Genomic DNA, 409 nt, shown 5'->3' with positions numbered 1-409 from the left:
GCTCAAACCTACCTTACCCAACGATCACAAGAGCTTAAACCTGGCAGCTTCAAGTCGATCCGTTTCAGTCTCGGACTGCTGACCTCCCTCTTTGGCGGCAAGAGGATTGGGGATTTAAGCCCCTCCAATGGTCAGGAATTCCTTGCGCTTCTGTCCCGTCTCAACCCTGATGTGACAAAGAGCACCACACGCAAGGGCTTGGGAATACGCGACTTGGTGGCTCTATCGACAACTTCCGACCGGACAATTGCGCCTCAAACCCAGCATCGGATTTGGACCCAGACTTGCCATTTCTTGGATTGGGCGGTGCGGGAAGGTCACCTTGCAGAGCATGGCTTTGGCAAACTTGCGGTTCATTCCAAACCAGAGGTTCAAAGCTATGCGGTGATGACAGATGCAGAGGTGGTGA

1 pseudogene is annotated in these 409 nt (G+C 53.3%); it reads left to right on the top strand.

Features of this window, described 5'->3' with window-relative positions:
* Positions 1–409 (top strand): annotated as a pseudogene (locus tag AB9F27_RS22105) (integrase); the annotation flags it as partial.

Source organism: Falsihalocynthiibacter sp. CO-5D18 (assembly GCF_041205445.1).
In the GTDB taxonomy this organism is placed as follows: Bacteria; Pseudomonadota; Alphaproteobacteria; order Rhodobacterales; family Rhodobacteraceae; genus Falsihalocynthiibacter; species Falsihalocynthiibacter arcticus.
This window is presented reverse-complemented; position numbering and strand designations above follow the sequence as displayed.